Source organism: Micromonospora sp. ABR4_055, from assembly GCF_056160425.1.
Genome location: NZ_JBSWXD010000272.1, coordinates 1 through 4282, shown reverse-complemented (window position 1 = coordinate 4282; position 4282 = coordinate 1). Strand labels below are relative to the sequence as shown.

Here is a 4282-nt window from a genome sequence, read left to right as displayed (position 1 = left end):
TGGGCTTGCAGTCGATACGGGCAGGCTAGAGTTCGGTAGGGGAGACTGGAATTCCTGGTGTAGCGGTGAAATGCGCAGATATCAGGAGGAACACCGGTGGCGAAGGCGGGTCTCTGGGCCGATACTGACGCTGAGGAGCGAAAGCGTGGGGAGCGAACAGGATTAGATACCCTGGTAGTCCACGCTGTAAACGTTGGGCGCTAGGTGTGGGGGGCCTCTCCGGTTCTCTGTGCCGCAGCTAACGCATTAAGCGCCCCGCCTGGGGAGTACGGCCGCAAGGCTAAAACTCAAAGGAATTGACGGGGGCCCGCACAAGCGGCGGAGCATGCGGATTAATTCGATGCAACGCGAAGAACCTTACCTGGGTTTGACATGGCCGCAAAACCTGCAGAGATGTGGGGTCCTTCGGGGGCGGTCACAGGTGGTGCATGGCTGTCGTCAGCTCGTGTCGTGAGATGTTGGGTTAAGTCCCGCAACGAGCGCAACCCTTGTTCGATGTTGCCAGCGCGTTATGGCGGGGACTCATCGAAGACTGCCGGGGTCAACTCGGAGGAAGGTGGGGATGACGTCAAGTCATCATGCCCCTTATGTCCAGGGCTTCACGCATGCTACAATGGCCGGTACAATGGGCTGCGATACCGTGAGGTGGAGCGAATCCCAAAAAGCCGGTCTCAGTTCGGATCGGGGTCTGCAACTCGACCCCGTGAAGTCGGAGTCGCTAGTAATCGCAGATCAGCAACGCTGCGGTGAATACGTTCCCGGGCCTTGTACACACCGCCCGTCACGTCACGAAAGTCGGCAACACCCGAAGCCGGTGGCCCAACCCCTTGTGGGAGGGAGCTGTCGAAGGTGGGGCTGGCGATTGGGACGAAGTCGTAACAAGGTAGCCGTACCGGAAGGTGCGGCTGGATCACCTCCTTTCTAAGGAGCGCTCTCCCGGCGAAGGTCGGGTAGGGAGCCTGCCGCCTCCGAGTGTGGGGTGGGGGTGCTCATTTGGCGGAGACACTGGTGAGTTCGTGTCGGCAACGGCTGATGCTGCTAGTACTGCTTCTGCTTTCGGGTGGGGGTGTGGAGGGTGGTGTTGGTGCGGCTGGTGTGGATGGTGGGCATCCTGTTGGGTCCTGAGGGAACAGGCCACGTGGTGGGTTGTTGTCTCTGGTGCCAGGCGCGGCCTGGTCTTGCATACCGGCCATCGTGTGTGGTGGTGCTGGTGTGGGGCTGGGGGTTGCGGGTTGGTCGTTTGTTGAGAATTACACAGTGGACGCGAGCATCTTTGTGGTCAAGTTGTCAAGGGCGAACGGTGGATGCCTTGGCACTAGGAGCCGATGAAGGACGTGGGAGGCCGCGATAGGCCTGGGGGAGCTGTCAACCGAGCTGTGATCCCAGGGTGTCCGAATGGGGAAACCTGGCATCAGTCATGTGGTGTCACCTGCACCTGAACTCATAGGGTGTGTGGAGGGAACGCGGGGAAGTGAAACATCTCAGTACCCGCAGGAAGAGAAAACAATAGTGATTCCGTGAGTAGTGGCGAGCGAAAGCGGATGAGGCTAAACCGGCTGCGTGTGATACCTGTCAGGGGTTGCGTGGTCGGGGTTGTGGGACTCTGCTGATCGGACTGACATTCGGTCGAGAAGTGATAAAGCCAGTTGTTAGCTGAATGGTGTGGAAAAGCCAGCCGTAGACGGTGATAGTCCGGTAGGTGAAAACTTCTGGTCTTCTGTGGATGTTCCCGAGTAGCGGCGGACCCCTGAAATCTGCCGTGAATCTGCCAGGACCACCTGGTAAGCCTAAATACTTCCTAGTGACCGATAGCGGACGAGTACCGTGAGGGAATGGTGAAAAGTACCCCGGGAGGGGAGTGAAATAGTACCTGAAACCGTTCGCCTACAATCCGTCGGAGCCTTTCGGGGTGACGGCGTGCCTTTTGAAGAATGAGCCTGCGAGTTAGTGGCATGTGGCGAGGTTAACCCGTGTGGGGTAGCCGTAGCGAAAGCGAGTCTGAAGAGGGCGTTTGAGTCGCATGTTCTAGACCCGAAGCGGAGTGATCTAGCCATGGGCAGGCTGAAGCGCGGGTAAGACCGCGTGGAGGGCCGAACCCACCAACGTTGAAAAGTTGGGGGATGACCTGTGGTTAGGGGTGAAAGGCCAATCAAACTCCGTGATAGCTGGTTCTCCCCGAAATGCATTTAGGTGCAGCGTCGCGTGTTTCTTGCCGGAGGTAGAGCACTGGATGGTCTAGGGGGCCTACAAGCTTACCGAAATCAGCTAAACTCCGAATGCCGGTAAGTGAGAGCGCGGCAGTGAGACTGCGGGGGATAAGCTTCGTAGTCGAGAGGGAAACAGCCCAGATCACCAGCTAAGGCCCCTAAGCGTGTGCTAAGTGGAAAAGGATGTGGGGTCGCTTAGACAACCAGGAGGTTGGCTTAGAAGCAGCCACCCTTTAAAGAGTGCGTAATAGCTCACTGGTCAAGTGGTTCCGCGCCGACAATGTAGCGGGGCTCAAGCACACCGCCGAAGCTGTGGCATTCACGCGTGTACTTCGCTGATCCTTTTTGGGTTGGTGCAGGTGTGTGGATGGGTAGGGGAGCGTCGTGCCGGGGGTGAAGCAGCGGGGTGACCCAGCTGTGGACGCGGCACGAGTGAGAATGCAGGCATGAGTAGCGAAAGAAGGGTGAGAAACCCTTCCGCCGGATGACCAAGGGTTCCAGGGCCAGGCTAATCCGCCCTGGGTGAGTCGGGACCTAAGGCGAGGCCGAGAGGCGTAGTCGATGGACAACGGGTTGATATTCCCGTACCCGCGAAGGAGCGCCCATGATGAACCTCGTTGTGCTAACTGCCCGAACTTGGTGAGGTTTTCGGACTGATCTGAGGGAGCGCGGGAACCTGGCGGGTAGTAGTCAAGCGATGGGGTGACGCAGGAAGGTAGCTGATCCCGGCCGGTGGTTGTGCCGGGGTAAGCGTGTAGGCTGCATCATAGGTAAATCCGTGGTGCGTGAGGCTGAGACGTGATGCCGAGCCGATTCAGGTGAAGTCAGTGATCCTATGCTGCCGAGAAAAGCCTCTAGCGAGCTTCTAGCGGCCCGTACCCCAAACCGACACAGGTGGTCAGGTAGAGAATACCGAGGCGATCGGGCGAACTGTGGTTAAGGAACTCGGCAAATTGCCCCCGTAACTTAGGGAGAAGGGGGGCCGGAGACGTGAAGCTCTTTTCGGGTGGAGCGTTGTATGGCCGCAGAGACCAGGGGAAAGCGACTGTTTACTAAAAACACAGGTCCATGCGAAGAAGTAATTCGATGTATATGGACTGACGCCTGCCCGGTGCTGGAACGTTAAGGGGACCGGTTAGCTCTTCGGGGCGAAGCTGAGAACTTAAGCGCCAGTAAACGGCGGTGGTAACTATAACCATCCTAAGGTAGCGAAATTCCTTGTCGGGTAAGTTCCGACCTGCACGAATGGCGTAACGACTTTCCTACTGTCTCAACCACAGGCCCGGCGAAATTGCATTACGAGTAAAGATGCTCGTTACGCGCGGCAGGACGGAAAGACCCCGGGACCTTTACTATAGCTTGACATTGGTACTCGAATTAGCTTGTGTAGGATAGGTGGGAGACTGTGAAGCTGGTACGCCAGTATCGGTGGAGTCGTTGTTGAAATACCACTCTGGTTGATTTGGGTTTCTAACTTCGGACCGTGATCCGGTTCAGGGACAGTGTCTGGTGGGTAGTTTAACTGGGGCGGTTGCCTCCTAAAGGGTAACGGAGGCGCCCAAAGGTTCCCTCATCCTGGTTGGCAATCAGGTGTTGAGTGTAAGTGCACAAGGGAGCTTGACTGTGAGACTGACAGGTCGAGCAGGGACGAAAGTCGGGACTAGTGATCCGGCACTTGCGTGTGGAAGCGGTGTCGCTCAACGGATAAAAGGTACCCCGGGGATAACAGGCTGATCTTCCCCAAGAGTCCATATCGACGGGATGGTTTGGCACCTCGATGTCGGCTCGTCGCATCCTGGGGCTGTAGCAGGTCCCAAGGGTTGGGCTGTTCGCCCATTAAAGCGGTACGCGAGCTGGGTTTAGAACGTCGTGAGACAGTTCGGTCCCTATCCGCCGCGCGCGTAGGATACTTGAGAAGGGCTGTCCCTAGTACGAGAGGACCGGGACGGACGAACCTCTGGTGTGCCAGTTGTCCCGCCAGGGGCACGGCTGGTTGGCTACGTTCGGAAGGGATAACCGCTGAAAGCATCTAAGCGGGAAGCTCGCTTCAAGATGAGGTGTCCCACCCACTTTGT

The 4282-nt window shown here is 57.6% G+C and carries 2 rRNA genes; both read left to right on the top strand.

Features of this window, described 5'->3' with window-relative positions:
• Nucleotides 1-921, top strand: a 16S ribosomal RNA gene (locus ACXAHD_RS31560); the annotation flags it as partial.
• Between the two features lie 356 nt (nt 922-1277).
• Nucleotides 1278-4282: ribosomal RNA gene (locus tag ACXAHD_RS31555) — 23S ribosomal RNA — on the top strand; the annotation flags it as partial.